General features: G+C 73.6%; 15 protein-coding genes. 11 read left to right on the forward strand and 4 right to left on the reverse strand.

Annotated elements, in window-relative coordinates; translation table 11 throughout:
* The first annotated feature begins 178 nt into the window (after positions 1-178).
* Genes H4O22_RS19370 through H4O22_RS19385 form a run of 4 tightly spaced genes read left to right on the forward strand, consistent with a single transcriptional unit; the run spans position 179 to position 4,038 of the window.
* The gene (locus tag H4O22_RS19370) at positions 179-1,633 is read left to right on the forward strand and encodes a hypothetical protein (RefSeq protein WP_182524926.1); all 1,455 of its coding nucleotides are present in this window, start codon (positions 179-181) and stop codon (positions 1,631-1,633) included.
* 11 nt (positions 1,634-1,644) lie between these two features.
* Positions 1,645-2,457 carry a maleylpyruvate isomerase family mycothiol-dependent enzyme gene (locus H4O22_RS19375; RefSeq protein WP_182524927.1) on the forward strand — a complete coding sequence of 271 codons (813 nt, stop codon included), beginning with the start codon at positions 1,645-1,647 and terminating at the stop codon, positions 2,455-2,457.
* Positions 2,454-3,386 (forward strand): oxidoreductase, encoded by a 933-nt coding sequence (locus H4O22_RS19380; RefSeq protein ID WP_244963034.1) that lies wholly within the window; start codon positions 2,454-2,456, stop codon positions 3,384-3,386. The genes H4O22_RS19375 and H4O22_RS19380 overlap by 4 nt, the downstream gene beginning before the upstream one ends.
* Before the next feature lies 1 nt (position 3,387).
* Positions 3,388-4,038 (forward strand): hypothetical protein, encoded by a 651-nt coding sequence (locus tag H4O22_RS19385; protein WP_182524928.1) that lies wholly within the window; start codon positions 3,388-3,390, stop codon positions 4,036-4,038.
* Here the strand turns inward: H4O22_RS19385 and H4O22_RS19390 are convergent.
* Positions 4,035-5,645, reverse strand: coding sequence for a hypothetical protein (locus H4O22_RS19390; RefSeq protein ID WP_182524929.1), 1,611 nt, complete (start codon positions 5,643-5,645; stop codon positions 4,035-4,037). The two genes, H4O22_RS19385 and H4O22_RS19390, sit on opposite strands and share 4 nt — an antisense overlap.
* Complete coding sequence (locus tag H4O22_RS19395; RefSeq protein WP_182524930.1) at positions 5,645-6,454, reverse strand: crotonase/enoyl-CoA hydratase family protein; 810 nt, start codon at positions 6,452-6,454, stop codon at positions 5,645-5,647. Before H4O22_RS19395 ends, H4O22_RS19390 begins: the two co-directional genes overlap by 1 nt.
* A 232-nt stretch (positions 6,455-6,686) precedes the next feature.
* Here H4O22_RS19395 and pgm point away from each other — a divergent pair, with 232 nt between their 5' ends.
* On the forward strand, positions 6,687-8,324 hold the full coding sequence (gene pgm, locus H4O22_RS19400) for a phosphoglucomutase (alpha-D-glucose-1,6-bisphosphate-dependent) (RefSeq protein WP_182524931.1): 1,638 nt from the start codon (positions 6,687-6,689) through the stop codon (positions 8,322-8,324).
* Positions 8,325-8,331: 7 nt separating this feature from the next.
* Here pgm and H4O22_RS19405 read toward each other — a convergent pair whose 3' ends face one another.
* On the reverse strand, positions 8,332-8,565 hold the full coding sequence (locus H4O22_RS19405; protein ID WP_182524932.1) for a hypothetical protein: 234 nt from the start codon (positions 8,563-8,565) through the stop codon (positions 8,332-8,334).
* Positions 8,566-8,628: 63 nt separating this feature from the next.
* On the opposite strand from H4O22_RS19405, the gene H4O22_RS19410 reads away from it, so the two are divergent.
* From H4O22_RS19410 to H4O22_RS19435, 6 genes are read left to right on the forward strand one after another with little or no spacing between them, the layout of a single operon-like run.
* A complete protein-coding gene (locus tag H4O22_RS19410) occupies positions 8,629-9,561 on the forward strand; it encodes an ABC transporter ATP-binding protein (RefSeq protein WP_220451218.1) in 933 nt (310 codons plus the stop codon).
* Positions 9,545-10,459, forward strand: coding sequence for an ABC transporter permease (locus H4O22_RS19415; protein ID WP_182524933.1), 915 nt, complete (start codon positions 9,545-9,547; stop codon positions 10,457-10,459). Before H4O22_RS19410 ends, H4O22_RS19415 begins: the two co-directional genes overlap by 17 nt.
* Positions 10,456-11,370, forward strand: a complete 915-nt coding sequence (locus H4O22_RS19420) for an ABC transporter ATP-binding protein (protein ID WP_182524934.1) — start codon at positions 10,456-10,458, stop codon at positions 11,368-11,370. The genes H4O22_RS19415 and H4O22_RS19420 overlap by 4 nt, the downstream gene beginning before the upstream one ends.
* On the forward strand, positions 11,367-12,095 hold the full coding sequence (locus H4O22_RS19425) for an ABC transporter permease (protein WP_182524935.1): 729 nt from the start codon (positions 11,367-11,369) through the stop codon (positions 12,093-12,095). Before H4O22_RS19420 ends, H4O22_RS19425 begins: the two co-directional genes overlap by 4 nt.
* Positions 12,096-12,110: 15 nt before the next feature.
* Complete coding sequence (locus H4O22_RS19430) at positions 12,111-13,592, forward strand: sensor histidine kinase (RefSeq protein ID WP_182524936.1); 1,482 nt, start codon at positions 12,111-12,113, stop codon at positions 13,590-13,592.
* The gene (locus H4O22_RS19435; protein ID WP_182524937.1) at positions 13,589-14,347 is read left to right on the forward strand and encodes a Type 1 glutamine amidotransferase-like domain-containing protein; all 759 of its coding nucleotides are present in this window, start codon (positions 13,589-13,591) and stop codon (positions 14,345-14,347) included. The genes H4O22_RS19430 and H4O22_RS19435 overlap by 4 nt, the downstream gene beginning before the upstream one ends.
* A gap of 395 nt (positions 14,348-14,742) precedes the next feature.
* Here H4O22_RS19435 and H4O22_RS19440 read toward each other — a convergent pair whose 3' ends face one another.
* Positions 14,743-15,978 (reverse strand): fatty acid desaturase family protein, encoded by a 1,236-nt coding sequence (locus H4O22_RS19440; protein WP_182524938.1) that lies wholly within the window; start codon positions 15,976-15,978, stop codon positions 14,743-14,745.
* Positions 15,979-15,999: the final 21 nt, after the last annotated feature.

Raw genomic sequence — 15,999 nt, forward strand, 5'->3', positions numbered from 1 at the left:
ACTCATCGCTGGCGAGCTCGTTCCCGTGCCAGATGCCGCAGCGTCGTCGCGATGCAGACGACCTGCAACCACCCGGTCGCCGACATGGTGGTGCTTGTCGCCGATGTCCTGCGACATGACACAAGATCCGGCACCCCCGACCCTTGTGTTCGAACGTATGTTCGACTAGGATGTCGGCATGACCACCTTCGCCGCCGACGTCCCCGGGCCCGTCCCGGCGCTGCCGCCCGCGGTCGACGAGCTCGGCCCGGCGCAGGTGCTGGCGCGGGCCGAGGAGTCGGTGGTGGCGCGACGGCTGGCGATCGTGACCGACCTCGAGCTGGTGCTGCGGTGGGCCGACCTGCACGGCGACGACCCGCAGGAGCGGCCCGGGGCGGTCCCGGCCTGGGCGGGGGGCGACCACCTCGTCGAGCTCGGCGGCGACGGCACCCCGCCGGTCCAGGACCTCTGTCTCGGCGAGCTCGCGATCGCCCGCGGCACCCACGTGCTGTCCACCCGCTCGACCATGGCCGACGTCCTCGACCTGCGGCACCGGCTGCCGCGCCTGTGGCTGGCCGTCCGCTCGCTCGAGATCGAGCCGTGGGTGGCGGGCAAGGTGGCGTCGATGTCCCGCACCCTCGACCGGCACCAGGTCGCGCTGGTCGACGACAAGGTCGTCGCGGCCGTGGCCGAGGCACCGGGCCGGGTCCTGCGGATCGCCGAGGCCGCCGTCATCGAAGCCGACCCCGACGCCCACGCCGCCCGCCTCGAGGACGGACGTCGTCGCCGCGGGGTCGTGGTCACGCCCACCGACGAGCACGGCCTGCGCACCCTGATCGCCCGGCTCGAGGCGGGCGACGCGGTCTGGCTCGACGCCACCGTCGATCGCGTCGCCGACCACCTCCGCGCGCACCCCGGCCTCCGCCGCGAGCACCACCCCGATCTCCCGGAGCAGCCGAGCAAGGCCGAGCTCCGCGCGGTGGCCCTCGGCTGGCTGGCCCGTCCGCATGCGCTCGCCGCCCTGCTCGCCCAGATGGACGCCGCCGACGACAACGCTGCCGCCGACCTCCCGGAGGAGCCGACCGGGCTGCGGCAGCGCGTCGACCTCCACGTGCACCTCTCCGAGGCCGGGCTCACCGGCTGCGGGGTCGCCCGGGTCGAGGAGATCGGGCCGATGCTGCTCGACGAGGTACGCCGCCTGCTCGGCCACGCCCACGTCGAGCTGCACCCGGTCATCGACCTGCGCGAGAGCCGCTCGGTCAACGGCTACGAGCACCCCACCGACGTCCGCGACCGCGTGCTGGCCCGCCACCCGGGCGACGCCTTCCCGCACGCGACCACCCTGACCCGCACGGTCGACCTCGACCACGTCGTCCCCTACCGACCGCCCGCCCGCGGCGGTCCACCCGGCCAGACCGGCGACCACAACGCCGCCCCGCTGGCCCGGCGCAGCCACCGCACCAAGACCCACCGCCCCTACCGGGTCACCGCCGTCGCACCCGCCGGCTACGTCTGGACCACGCCGCACGGACTGCACCGCCACGTCGACCCCACCGGCACCCACCGGCTCGACGCCCACGACGCCTGGTCGCTCCGCCATCCCGGCGCGCTCGACGACGCGCTCGACCGGATCGAGGCTCGGCTCCGGCGCTAGGCTCCGGCCCCATGGACGACCAGCAGCGGCTCGCGGCGTACGTCGAGGTCTGGTGGGAGGCGATCGGTGACCTGGTCGCGCTCCTCGACGACCTCCCCGACGAGGAGTGGTCCACTCCGACCGACCTCCCGGGCTGGGACGTGCAGGCCGTCGCCTCCCACATTGCCCACCTCGAGAGCATCCTGGCCGGCGGGCCCGAGGAGACCGCGGAGATCGGCGAGCCCGCGCACGTCACCGGGTTCCTGGGCGCCTACACCGAGATCGGGGTGGTCACCCGCCGCGACCGCACGCCGCGCGAGATCGTCGAGGAGATCCGCACCGCGACCACGGCGCGGCACGAGGCGCTGCTCGCCGACCCGCCGACCGACGCCGCCGCCAAGCCCGAGGTGATCTTCGGCGGCGTGCCGTGGAGCTGGGAGACGCTGCTGCGCAACCGCCCGCTCGACGTGTGGATGCACGAGCAGGACGTCCGGCGCGCGGTCGGCCGGCCCGGTGGCATGGACGGCGCGCCGGCGCGGCACACCGCGGAGTACCTCGCCGAGAGCCTGGGCTACGTGCTCGCCAAGAAGGTCGGCGCTGCGCCCGGAACCACCGCGGTGCTGGAGATGGAGGGCAGCGCGCCGTTCGCGTTCGCGGTCAACGAGGCCGGCCGGGGCGAGCGGCTCGCGAGCCCGCCCGCCGCCGCCGACGTCACTCTCCGGATGGACCGCGAGAGCTTCATCTGCCTCGCCGGCGGCCGCCGTCCCGCTCCCGGCAGCGTGAGTGTCGTCGGCGACGACGACCTCGGCCAGCGGATGCTCGGCGCGATGGCGACCACGCCGTGACCGCCGCCGACTCCTGGACCCTCGCCGACATGCCCGACCAGGGCGGCCGCACCGTCCTGGTCACCGGCACCAGCGTCGGCGGCCTGGGCCACCACACCGCCCTCGAGCTGGCCCGGCGCGGGGCGCGCGTCGTGCTCGCCGGCCGCACCGAGCGCAAGCTCGCCGAGACCGACGAGGCGATCCGCGGCGAGGTGCCGCACGCCGAGCTCGAGCACCTCACCGTCGACCTCGCCAGCCTGTCCTCGGTACGCCGCGGCGCGGCCGAGGCGGCGCGCCTCGGGCCGCTGGACGTGCTGGTCAACAACGCCGGCGTCATGGGCACGCCGTACTCCCGCACCGAGGACGGCCTCGAGCAGCAGATGGCGACCAACCACTTCGGCCCGTTCCTGCTCACCGGCCTGCTGCTGCCGCAGCTCGTCGCGAGCGGGTCCGCCACGGTGGTCGCGGTGTCCTCCCAGTTCCACCGCTACGCGAGATCGGCCCCGCTGGGCGACCCGCGCGCCGAGGGCCGCTACTCGCGCTGGCCGGCGTACGCGCAGAGCAAGCTCGCCAACCTGCTGTTCACCTACGAGCTCGACCGGCGCGCCCGCCGGGCCGGGCTGCCGGTGCGCGCGCTCGCCGCGCACCCCGGGTTCGCCGGCACCCACCTCGCCGCCAACGGCCAGCTGGGCCGGTCGCGGGGCGGCATCGCCACCATCCTCGACGCCGCCGTGCGGGCGGTGTCCCAGTCGGCCGCGGCCGGCGCCCTCCCCACGCTGATGGCGGCCACCGCCGACCTGCCCGGGGGCACGTACTGCGGCCCCGGCGGCCCCGCCGAGATGTCCGGGGCTCCGCGGGTGGTGAGCAGCAACCGCCTCTCGCACGACGAGGACGCCCAGCGCCGGTTGTGGGACCTCAGCGAGGACGTCACCGGGATCCGCTACCCCTGACATGGCCGCCCACGACCCCAGCCAGGTGTGGGACCTCCGCGTCGACGGCCGCGCCCACCGCGTCGAGGTGCACGGCTCGCTCTCGCGGCGGATCTCGTGGCTGGTCGACGGCGCCGAGGTGGGCGCCACGAAGTCGAGCGACGACCGGGTGACCGTGACCGCCGAGGAGCCCGACCTCGGGAAGGTGCGGCTGCGGTTCGGCGGCGGCGGCCGGCCGCGGCGCGCGACGCTGGTGCGGCCCGGGCACGAGGACCTCGACCTGGTGCCCGCGCCCGGGTCGCCGGCGGCTGCCCACGAGGAGCGGGTCCGCGCCCACCCCACGCGCTACGCGCTCCTCCAGACCGTGGTCGGGGTGGTGACCGTCGTCGGCCCGATCCTGGTGACCGTCCTGCTCGCGCGCCTCGCGCTCTCGCTGCCGCTCCCCGACGTACCCCTGCCGGACCTGCCGGACCTGCCCAGCCCCGACCTGCCGTCGCTCCCGCGCCCCGACCTGCCCGACGTCTCCCTGCCCGGCTGGCTGCGCGCGGTGCTCGACAAGGCCGGCTACGTCTGGCCGGTGCTGCTGGCGGTCGTGCTCGCGCGGGGCGAGGTGCGCCGCCGGCGGCGCCAGGACGAGCTGCGCCGGCAGCACCAGGGGGACGAGCAGGACTAGCCCCGGTCCCGCACCCGCACCATCCCGGCCATCGTGGCGACGTACGCCGAGCCGTCGGGCCCCAGCGTGACCGCGGCGTAGTGGTTGTTGAACATCGCGCCGAGGCCGGTGCGCACCGAGAACGCCCGCCGTCCGGTGCGGGCGTCGATCGCGGTGAGGTACCAGGCGTTCACGCCCCACCAGCTCGGGCGCTTGGTGTAGGCGTAGACCAGGCCGGTCGCCAGCGACGCCTTCGGGACCGAGGTCGGCGCCGTCTCCGGGGAGGTCCACACGACCTCGCACTCGCCCTCGGCCACGTCGACCCGGGCGAGCCCCGCGGACGTCGTCCGGCCCAGGAGCGTGCTCCACGGCCCGGAGTACCCGTGGTTGTTCTCGACCACGACCCCGTCGCCGACCGCGACCAGCGAGTTGTCGGTGGCGCTCTCCCCCTCCTCGAACACCGCCGCGCGACAGACCTCGGCGCCGTCGTCGGTGCGCAGGAAGACCACGTGCATCCGCCGGTCGGCGTTGTCGGTGATCGCGACCAGCCCGCCCGGCAGCAGGGTCGGGGTGGTGCCGCTGCCCCGGCTGAGCTGGCCGGGCTTCTGCTCCGTGCCGCGGTCGTACGCCGTCCGCCACCGCACCACGGGCACGTCCCGGCGGTCGTCGGCGGCGAGCTTGTAGAGCGCCTCGACGGTCACGACGTACACCCCGCCGTCCGCCCCGGTGCTGATCGAGTTCGCGATCTCCTCGCCCAGGTCGAGCGTCCGGACCACCGGGTCCGCGTCACCCTCGCCCGGCACCACGGTGCCGACGGTGCCGTCCCGGGTGACCCACCAGATCCGGCCCTCCCAGTCGGGCAGCAGCGCGATCAGGCAGTCGCCGTCGGGCACGGCCGAGGAGAGGTCGTAGCTGGCGTCGACGGTGAGGTCGGGGTCGCCCGCGCCGTCGTCGGTCGCGACGACCAGGATCCGCTGGTCGGTCGTCGCCACGACCGCGCGGTCCTCGTCGTCGAGGTAGAAGTAGGAGCCGCCGCAGAGGTCCTCCCAGGGGCGCTTCCCGGTGTCGCCGGAACGCGCGGGCAGGTCCTTGGTGACCAGCGGCCGCATCGACTCGGGGTCGAGGACGTGCAGCGTCGGGCCGGACAGGTCGCCGCAGAGCGCCACGATCCGGTCGTGCTCGTCGAAGGCGAGCGTCGCGCACTCCTCCAGCCCATACCAGGCCGTGTCGACCTCGGGCGAGTCACCGAGCGGGCCCGGGCCGGCGTACGCGTCGCTCGCCCAGGCGTCGTTGTGCATGGAGCTGCGGCCGTTGGGCGCCAGCCCGGGGTGCTGCGGCACCTCCATCGGGATCGGCTCGGCCCGCGCCGGCCGGCCGAGGTACGACGGGGCCACGAGGGTGCCGGAGCCGGGCGGGATCGGCAGCCAGCCGTCGGGGACCAGCACCACGAGCCCGGTGACGACCACGGCCGCGGCGAGGCCGATCGCGACGACCCGCCGGCTGGGACGCAGCCACGCCCGCACCCGGGGCACGAGGAGGGCGCCGCCGGCGACCAGCAGGACGACCGGGCCGAGCAGGTGGTGCAGCAGCACGACCCCGAGCAGGGCGAGCGTGCGCTGGAACCTCACTACCGACGGGCCCGGGGGCCGAACTCGGGGGTGGTCTTGCCGAACGCCGCCGCGCGGGCGACGACGGTGTTGCGCGCGGCGAGCAGGAAGGCCTGCTCGATCCGCTCCCGGGCGAAGGTGTGGCGCGGGCCCGAGCTCCAGGTCTGCTCGAAGAGCCGCTTGGCGGCGGCGAGCTGGTCGGGCGAGCGCTCCCGCAGCCGGGCGGCGAGGGCGAGGGCGGCGGCGACGGGGTCGGCGTCGAGCTCGGTGACCAGCCCGAGGTCGTGGGCCTCCTTGCCGGAGACCACCTCGGCGGTCATCGTCAGCCGCTTGGCCGTGTCGATGCCGACCAGCTGCGCCAGGCTGCGGACGCCCGACATGTCGGGGATGATCCCCCACTTGCCCTCGAGCACCGACCAGCGCGAGTCGGGGGTGGCGATCCGGAAGTCGGCCGCGAGCGCGATCTGCAGGCCGCCGCCGAGGCAGTGCCCGTGGACGGCGGCGATGACCGGCACCGGCAGCCGGCGCCAGGCCCAGCACGCCTCCTGGAAGGTGTTGGTCCCGCGCCAGGGCCGGGGCACGAACGCCGTCGCGATCCGTACGGGCTCCTTGAGCACCGTGCCGAAGTCGAGCCCGGCGCAGAACGCGTCACCCTCCCCCGCGACGACGACCGCGCGCAGGTGGCGGTCGCGCCGCAGCGTGCGGGCGGTCGCGACCAGGTCGTCGAGCATGTCGAGGGTCAGGGCGTTGAGCTTGTCGGGCCGGTCCAGCCGGACGTGCGCGATGCCGTCCTGGACCGAGCACGAGATGGACGACGGGCGCTGCGACATGCGGGGGATCATGCCATCCGGCCGCGCCGCGGCGGCGGCGGATCGTCGGTGAGCGTGTGCCAGGTCTCGTCGGCCCAGGGGGATTCTGCGGACGGCTGGGGATGCCATATCTTGCACATCGCGGCGGCCGTCGGTGCACGACTTCCTGCCAATCCCCCCCGATGTCGGCAGTGGGTCTCCGACGGTCGCCGCCTCCACGCGTCAGCGCACCGCCGCTGGGCATGATGACCCCATGGCCCACCCTCGCGCCGGCACCCCCGCCGAACCCGCCGACCTCGTCGACGTCGCCCACCTGGTGACGGCGTACTACACCGGGGTCCCCGACCCCGACGACGTCGACCAGCAGGTCGCGTTCGGCACGAGCGGGCACCGCGGCTCCTCGCTGAAGACCTCCTTCAACGAGACCCACATCCTGGCCACCACGCAGGCGATCTGCGACCACCGCCGGGACCAGGGCACCGACGGCCCGCTGTTCCTCGGGCGGGACACCCACGGCCTCTCCGAGCCGGCCTGGGCGACCGCGCTCGAGGTGCTGGTCGCCAACGACGTCACCGTGCTGGTCGACGCGCGCGACGGCTACACCCCGACGCCGGCGGTCTCGCACGCGATCCTGCGGGCCAACCGGGGCCGGACCACCGGGCTCGCGGACGGCATCGTGGTGACGCCGTCCCACAACCCGCCGTCCGACGGCGGCTTCAAGTACAACCCGCCGCACGGCGGCCCGGCCGACAGCGACGCCACCTCGGTGATCGCCCGGCGCGCGAACGAGCTGGTCGCGGGCGGACTGGCGGAGGTGCGGCGGGTGCCGTTCGCGCGCGCCCGCGCCGCCGCGACGGCGTACGACTTCCTCGGGACGTACGTCGACGACCTGCCCGCCGTCGTCGACCTCGCGGCGATCCGGGACGCCGGGGTGCGGATCGGCGCCGACCCGATGGGCGGGGCGTCGGTGCACTACTGGGGCGAGATCGCCGACCGGCACGGCCTGGACCTGACCGTGGTGAACCCGCTGGTCGACCCGACCTGGCGGTTCATGACCCTGGACTGGGACGGGAAGATCCGGATGGACTGCTCCTCCCCCGACGCGATGGCCTCGCTGATCTCGCAGCGCTCGTCGTACGACATCGCGACCGGCAACGACGCCGACGCCGACCGGCACGGCATCGTGACCCCGGACGCCGGCCTGATGAACCCCAACCACTTCCTGGCCGTGGCGATCGAGTACCTCTTCGGCGGCGCGCGCCCCGACTGGCCCGCCGGCGCGCGGATCGGCAAGACGCTGGTCTCGTCCTCGATGATCGACCGGGTCGCCGCAGCGCTCGGCCGGCCGATGGTCGAGGTGCCGGTCGGGTTCAAGTGGTTCGTCCCCGGCCTGCTCGACGGGTCCTTCGGCTTCGGGGGCGAGGAGTCCGCCGGCGCGTCGTTCCTGCGCCGCGACGGGTCCGCGTGGACCACCGACAAGGACGGGCTGATCCTGTGCCTGCTCGCCGCGGAGATCCAGGCGCGGACCGGCTCCTCGCCGTCCGACCGGTACGCCGCCCTGGTCGCCGCGCACGGGGAGCCCGCCTACGCGCGCATCGACGCGCCCGCCTCCCGCGCGGAGAAGGCGGCGCTGGCCGCGCTCGCGCCCTCCGACGTGACCGCCACCGAGCTCGCCGGGGAGGAGATCACCGCCAAGCTCACCGAGGCGCCCGGCAACGGCGCGAAGATCGGCGGGCTCAAGGTGACCACCGAGTCCGCGTGGTTCGCCGCCCGGCCGTCGGGCACCGAGGACGTCTACAAGATCTACGCCGAGTCGTTCCGCGGTCCCGAGCACCTCGCCCAGGTGCAGGACGAGGCCCGGTCGGTGGTCTCCGCCGCGCTGGAGGGCTGAGCCCGGGTCAGGAGTAGCGGTGGCTCTTCGCCGCGTGCCCCTGCTCGCGGGTGCAGGTGCGGCCGCTCATGTTGCGGTGGCCGCAGAGCCCCTCCGCGGCCGGCTCCTCGGCGGAGGCCGCCGGCTTCGCGGCAGCCGGCTTGGCGGCGGCCGCCTTGGTGGGCTTCGCCGCGCCCGAACGCTTCTGCGCCTCGGCGTACCGGGCCTCGCGCATCGCCCGCAGGCCGTCCATCTTGCTCATCGTCGCTTCACGGGGACCACTTTAGGCCTCGCCACCGACACCCGGGTCCCCCAGGATGGGTCCGTGACCGTGATCGAGACCGTGGGGCTGACCAAGTCCTACCCGCGCGTCACCGCGCTCGACCGGCTCGACCTCAGCATCGGCGAGGGCGTCACCGGGCTGGTGGGCGCCAACGGCGCCGGCAAGTCGACGCTCATCAAGATCCTGCTGGGGCTGGTCCCGGCGAGCGGCGGCACGGCCCGGGTGCTCAACCACGACGTGGCGAGCGAGGGTGCGGCGATCCGGGCGCTGGTCGGCTACATGCCCGAGCACGACTGCCTGCCCGCCGACGTCTCCGCCAGCGACCTGGTCGTGCACCTGGGCCAGATGTCCGGCCTGCCGTACGCCGCCGCCCGCGAGCGGGCCTCCGACGTGCTGCGGCACGTGGGGCTGGCCGAGGAGCGGTACCGCCCCATCGGGGGCTACTCCACCGGCATGAAGCAGCGCGCCAAGCTCGCCCAGGCGCTGGTGCACGACCCCCGGCTGGTGCTGCTCGACGAGCCCACCAACGGCCTGGACCCGGCCTCCCGCGACGACATGCTCGCGCTCGTGCGCCGGATCGGCACCGACTTCGGCATCGCGGTGCTGGTCACCTCGCACCTGCTCGGCGAGCTGGAGCGGGTCAGCGACCACGTGGTGGTGCTCGACGGCGGCCGGCTGCTGCGCTCCTCGGCCACCACCGACTTCCTGCACGCCACGGGGAGCCTGCTCGTCGAGGTGCAGGGCCGCACCGACGCGGACCGGCTGCTCGGGCAGGCGCTGGTGGACGCCGGGCTCACCGCGCGGCCGGCGGAGGGCCGGCTGGTCGAGGTCGACGTCCGCGACGAGCACACCCGCGACGTCGTCCGCGACCTCGTCGTCGACCTCGGGCTGGGCCTGGTGCGGATGCAGGAGCGGCACCACCGCATCGAGGACGTCTTCCGCGAGGGGGGTGCCGGCCATGTCCAGCCCGTCTGAGGCCCCGTCCGAGGTCCCGTCGGGCGTCATCCACGACCTCGGCTACCGCCGGTACCGCGGGCCGCGGCTCGGCGAGCGCGCGGTCGCCTGGGCGTTCTTCCTGACCGGCCTGCGCAACACCTACGGGCTGGGCCGGTCGGCGCGCTCCAAGGCGCTGCCGATGGTCCTGCTGGGCCTGATGCTGCTGCCGGCGCTGATCCTGGTCGGCGTGCTGGTGCAGGCCCAGGACCTGCTCGGCCTGGACAGCCAGATCGTGGCGTACTCGACGTACCCGATCACCACGCAGCTGCTGATCTCGGTCTTCGTCGCCGCGCAGGCGCCGGCGCTGATCTCGCGCGACCTGCGCTTCCGCAGCATCACGCTCTACCTCTCCCGGCCGATGCGGCGGGTGACGTACGTGCTGGTCCGGCTGGCGTCACTGACCGTCGCGACCTTCGTGCTGATCGCCGCGCCGCTGCTGCTGATGTACGTCGGCGGGCTGCTCGCCGACCTGCCGTTCGGCCGCGAGACCGAGCGGTTCCTCGGAGGGGTCGTGGGGGCGCTGCTGCTCGCGCCCTGCCTGGCGTCGATGTCGGCGGTGGTCGCGGCGCTGACCGTCCGGCGCGGCCTCGCGGTCGCGGCGGTGATCGTGGTGCTGCTGGTGACCTACACGGTGGTCTCGACGATCCAGGGCATCTCCTCGGAGACCGGCGACGAGACGGTGGGCGAGGTCGCCGGGCTGTTCTCGCCGTACACGCTGGTCAACGGGGTGCAGGCGTTCCTCTTCGACTCCCCGGCCGCCACCCCGACGCCGCCGGAGGGCACGGCGATGGGGCTGCTGTACGTCGCCACGACGCTGCTGGTCGTGCTGGGCGCGATCGGCCTGCTGATGCTGCGCTACCGGAAGGTCGGCCCATGAGCGCGATCGTGCTCGACCACGTCTCCCGCTGGTACCGCAACGTCGTCGCCGTCAACGACGTCTCGATGACGATCGGGCCGGGCGTCACCGGCCTGCTCGGGCCGAACGGCGCCGGCAAGTCCACGCTGATCGCGCTGATGTCGGGCTTCCTCGCGCCGTCGAGCGGCGCGGTGACGCTGGACGGCGAGCCGCTGTGGCGCAACGAGGAGGTCTACCGCAAGCTCGGGCTGGTGCCCGAGCGCGAGGCGCTCTTCGACTACCTGACCGGGCGGCAGTTCGTGGTCGCGAACGCCGAGCTGCACGGGCTGGCCGACCCGGGCGCGGCCGCGCAGCGGGCGATCGCGATGATCGAGATGTCGGACGCCCAGGACCGGGTGATCTCGACGTACTCCAAGGGGATGCGGCAGCGGATCAAGATGGCCTCCGCGCTCGTCCACGACCCGGCCGTGCTGCTGCTCGACGAGCCGTTCAACGGCATGGACCCCCGGCAGCGGATGCACCTGATGGAGCTGCTGCGCACGATGGGCTCCGAGGGCCGGACGGTGCTGTTCAGCTCCCACATCCTCGAGGAGGTCGAGCAGGTGGCCCGTCAGATCGAGGTCGTGGTCGCGGGCCGGCACGCCGCCTCCGGCGACTTCGGCGCGATCCGCCGGCTGATGACCGACCGCCCCAACCGGTTCGTGCTGCGCACCGGCGACGACCGGCGGATGGCGGCGGCGCTGCTCGCCGACCGGTCGGTCCGCGGCGTCCGGCTGCGCGCCGAGGGTGGCATGGAGGTGGAGGCGTCCGACTTCGGCCGGTTCAGCGAGGTGCTGCCCCGGCTCGCCCGGGAGCACGGCGTACGCCTGCACGAGGTGAGCCCGACCGACGAGTCGCTCGAGAGCGTCTTCGCCTACCTGGTGGCGACGTGAGCGCCCCGGGGATCTCGCGCACCATCGTCCGGCTGGGCGTGCTCAGCGTCTTCGGGCGCTGGCGCGGCGCGCTGCTCGTCGTGCTGCCCGTGGTGCTGCTCGGCCTCGCCGTCCTGGTGCGGGTGCTGGTCGGCGAGGACGCCGAGGTCGCGGAGAACACCCTGTACGCGTTCGCGCTGGCCGTGGTCACGCCGCTGGTCGCGCTGCTCGCGACGTCCGGGCTGCTCGCCCCGGAGATCGACGACGGGTCGATCTCCTACCTGCTCGCCAAGCCGGTCTCGCGGCAGACCATCATCGCCAGCAAGCTCGCGGTCGCCGCCGCCTGCGTGCTGGTCTTCGCCGCGCTGCCGACCCTGGCCGCGGGCCTGGTCCTGGCGACCTCGGAGCCGGTGCTCGCGGGCGGGTTCGCGCTGGGCTCGATGCTCGGCGGGCTGGCGTACTGCTCGCTCTTCGCGCTGCTCTCCGTGCTGACCCGGCACGCGGTCGTGGTCGGCCTGATCTACCTGCTGATCTGGGAGGGCCTGCTCGGCGGCCTCCTCGACGGGGTCCGCTGGCTCAGCATCACCCGGTGGTCGGGCGAGATCGTCGACGCGGTCGCCGACGTACGGCTCGTCGAGGGGGTGCCCGTGACGTACGCCGTCGTGGCCACCGTCGTCGTCGTCGTCGCCGGCGGCGCGATGACCGGGCGACAGCTGCGGGCCTTCAACCTCACCGGGGACGAGTAGCCCTAGGGTTGAGGGATGGACGGCTCCCCCGACAGCGCCGAGCTGTGGCGCCTCACCTGGGAGCACTCCCCCGTCGGCATGGCCATCGTCGACCTCGCCGGCCGCCTGCTCCTCGTCAACCGGGCGTTCTCGGAGATGCTCGGCCGCGACGTCGAGGAGCTCCGCACGCGCGGCTTCCAGGAGCTCACCCACCCCGACGACCTGGACATGGACCTGCGGCACTTCGAGCGGGCGATCTCGGGGGAGCTCGACTCCTACCGGCTGCGCAAGCGCTACCTGCACGCCGACGGGCACGTGGTCTGGGGCGAGCTCTCGGTGGCGGTGGTCCGGGACCACGACGCTCGTCCCCTCCACGTCGTCTCCCAGATCCTCGACGTGAGCGAGCAGCAGGAGTACGAGCAACGGCTGCAGCAGGCGAACGCCGAGATCGAGCACGAGCGCCAGGCGCTCGAGGCGATCTTCGAGACCGTGAGCGTGGGACTGCTGCTGATCGACGCCGACGGCAACTACGCGCGGATGAACCGGCGCCACCAGGAGACGATGTCGCTGCCGTTCCCCGAGGGCCACGAGGGCCGAGCCGGGCAGCTCGGGCACGTCTTCCGCGCCGACGGCACGACACCGCTCACCCGCGAGGAGATGCCGTCCTACCGCGCGGTGCAGGGCGAGGAGTTCGACGACTACACCTACTGGGTGGGCGCCGACCCGAGCACCCGCGCGGCGTTCTCCACCTCGGCCCGGCAGGTCCGCGGCCCCGACGGCGAGCGGCTCGGCGCCGCGCTCGCCTACCAGGAGGTCACCGACCTGCTGCGCGCGATGCAGGTCAAGGACGAGTTCGTCTCGTCGGTCTCCCACGAGCTGCGCACCCCGCTCACCGCGGTCCTCGGGCACCTCGAGCTGCTCGGCGAGCGGGAGGACCTGCCCGCCGGCGTCGTCCGGCAGCTGGAGGTCGTGCAGCGCAACGCCGTACGCCTCCGGGCGCTGGTCTCCGACCTGCTGCAGGTCGCCCAGGTCGGCGATGGCAACCTGCGCATGCACCGCACGCCGACCGACCTGGTCCGGGTGGTGCGCGAGGCCGTCGAGGCGGCGCGGCCCTACGCCGAGAGCCTCGGCGTCAGCGTGCGGGCCGACGTGCCCGAACGGCTGGTCGCGCACGTCGACGAGCAGCGGATCGCCCAGGTGCTCGACAACCTGGTGGCGAACGGCGTGAAGTACAGCGAGCCCGGCGACTCCGTCACCGTCGTGCTCTGCGACGCCGGGGACGCCCTCGTGCTCGAGGTCACCGACACCGGCATCGGCATCGCCGAGGACGAGGTCACGCAGGTGTTCGGCCGCTTCTTCCGCGGCGGCGACGCCCGCGACCGGCACATCCCGGGCACCGGTCTCGGGCTCACCATCGTGAGCTCGATCGTCGCCGCGCACCGGGGCGAGGTGAGTGTCGAGAGCGAGCTCGGCAGGGGCACCACCTTCCGCGTCCGGCTGCCCGGGGAGTCCGCATGAGCGCGCCCGGCACCATCGTCGCCCTGGGCGGCGGCGGGTTCTCGATGGATCCGGAGCCGCTGCTCGACGACTTCGTGCTCTCCCTGGCCACCCGCCGGCGTGGCGTGGGCGGGCTGCCGAAGGTGTGCTTCGTGCCGACGGCGAGCGGCGACGCCGAGACCTACGTCGACCGGTTCCTCGAGGCGTTCGCCGGCCGGGCCGAGACCGCGACCCTTCGGCTCTTCCACCTCCACGAGCTCGGCGGCGCCGACCTGCGCGAGCATCTGCTCGCCCAGGACGTGGTGTACGTCGGGGGCGGCAGCACCGCCAACCTGCTGGCGCTGTGGCGGCTGCACGGGCTGGACACCGTCCTGCGCGAGGCGCTGGAGCAGGGCGTCGTGCTCGCCGGGGTCAGCGCCGGCATGAACTGCTGGTTCGAGGCGTCGGTCACCGACTCCTTCGGACCCCTGGCGCCGCTGCGCGACGGGCTCGGCTTCCTGCCCGGCAGCGCGTGCCCGCACTACGACGGCGAGCCGGACCGGCGCCCGGCGTACCTCGACCTGGTCGGGACGGGCGCGCTGCCGTCCGGGTACGCCGCGGACGACGGCTGCGCCCTGCACTTCCGCGACGGCGAGCTGGTCGAGGCGGTCTCCTCGCGGCCGGACGCCGCGGCGTACCGCGTCCACCTCGCCGGCGACGGCCTGGACGCCCTCGACGGCACCACGGCCCCGATCGTCGCCGAGAGCCCCATCGACGTCCGCTTCCTCGGAGGTTGAGCAGCACCGGAGGTTGAGCAGCGAAGGCGTTCTGCGCCTGAGCGTTGTCGAAACCCGGTCAGCCGACCCACGACCTCGATCAAGGCCGCCGGTGGTTGAGCAGCGAAGGCGCCCTGGCGCCTGAGCGATGTCGAAACCCGGTGAGGTCAGCCACGACCTCGATCAAGGCCCTGGGGACGCTGCGGGGGTCTCGACAACGCTCGTCGCTAGCGCTCCTCGCTGCTCGACCACCGGTTGCCGGAGGTTGAGCAGCGAAGGCGCTCTGCGCCTGAGCGATGTCGAAACCCGGTGAGGTCAGCCACGGCCTCGATCAAGGCTCTGGGGACGCTGCAGGGGTCTCGACAACGCTCGTCGCTGGCGCTCCTCGCTGCTCGACCACCGGTCGCCGGTACGGCTCAGGCGGCGGTGGTGAGGCGCTTGGCCTGCTGCTGGAGCCGGGCCTGGGCGGCGCGGCGGACCTTGGGGCCGCCGGTGGCCATCTTGTAGAGCAGGCCGAGCTGCTGCGGGGCGTTGGACGGCTTGGTCGTGGCGAGCCAGCCGTTGGGCAGCGAGAGCCGGACCACCTTGTGCCAGGCCGAGTAGACCTGCGCGGGCAGCGGCGCCTCGTGGTAGTTCAGGCCGTACTTGTCGAACAGCGCCTTCACCTTGGGGGCGACCTCGGCGTACCGGTTGCTCGGCAGGTCGGGGAAGAGGTGGTGCTCGATCTGGTGGGAGAGGTTGCCGGTCATCAGGTGCATCAGCTTGGAGCCGGAGATGTTGGCCGAGCCGAGCATCTGGCGCAGGTACCACTCGCCGCGGGTCTCGTTGTCCGGGATCGAGCTCCGCTCGAACGTCTCGACGCCCTCGGGGAAGTGGCCGCACATGATCACCGAGTGCGACCAGAGGTTGCGCACCAGGTTGGCGGTGAAGTTCGCGGCGAGCGTCGGCACGGCGGCGCCGAACGGGAGCGCGAGCGCGGGGTGGACGACGTAGTCCTTGGTGGCCTGCTTGCGGATCTTCCCGAGCGTCTTGCGCAGGTTGGTCGCGAACTCCGGGCTGCGCTTCTCCTTCGGGACCGACAGGTTCTTGCCGAGCTCGAGGTCGTACGCCGCGATGCCGTACTCGAAGAAGCAGGCGTTGATGAAGTTCCACAGCGGCTGGCCGAGGTGGAAGGGGTACCAGCGCTGGTCCTCGTCGACGCGCATGATGCCGTAGCCGAGGTCGTTGTCCTTGCCGACGATGTTCGTGTAGGTGTGGTGGATCTCGTTGTGCGAGTGCTTCCAGCCGTCGGCGGTGGACGCGTTGTCCCACTCCCAGGTGGTCGAGTGGATCTTCGGGTCACGCATCCAGTCCCACTGGCCGTGCATGACGTTGTGGCCGATCTCCATGTTCTCGAGGATCTTGGCGACCGAGAGGCCGACGGTGCCGGCGACCCACGCGGGCGGGAAGGCGCCGCCGAGCAGCACGGCGCGGGAGGCCAGCTCGAGCCTGCGCTGGACGTCGACGATCCGGCGGATGTACGCCGCGTCGCGCTCGCCGCGGGAGTCCAGGACCTCCTGGCGCATCGCGTCGAGCTCGACGCCGATCTGCTCGATGTCCTCGGGGGTCAGGTGGGCGGTCGGGTTGACGGGCTGCTTCGTGATGACGGTCATCGGAATCGCCTTTCGTCGTAC

The organism is Nocardioides dongkuii, from assembly GCF_014127485.1.
GTDB classification, from domain to species: domain Bacteria; phylum Actinomycetota; class Actinomycetes; order Propionibacteriales; family Nocardioidaceae; genus Nocardioides; species Nocardioides dongkuii.